We start from the raw sequence: 234 nt of genomic DNA on the forward strand, positions 1-234 counted from the left end.
GCATCATGCCGGAGCTGGCGAGGTTGTTCACCAGCTTTACGGTCAACGTTCCGCAGGTAGATGCCGCCATCGATCGCGAAAAGGCCAGGACCCATGGCGTGTCCATCAATGACATCTTCGACACCTTGCAGGTGTACCTGTGCTCGCTGTATGCCAACGACTTCAACCGCTTTGGCCTTACCTACCAGGTCAACGTCCAGGCTGAACAACAATTCCGCCTGGAACCCGAGAAGA

At 56.0% G+C, this 234-nt stretch carries 1 protein-coding gene; it reads left to right on the plus strand.

Going from position 1 to position 234, the window contains the following annotated elements; all coding sequences use genetic code 11:
• A partial coding sequence (locus tag M2D63_RS26155; RefSeq protein WP_285865929.1) for an efflux RND transporter permease subunit occupies positions 1-234 on the plus strand: 234 nt, incomplete at both ends.

Source organism: Pseudomonas sp. BJa5, assembly GCF_030272875.2.
Lineage (GTDB): Bacteria > Pseudomonadota > Gammaproteobacteria > Pseudomonadales > Pseudomonadaceae > Aquipseudomonas.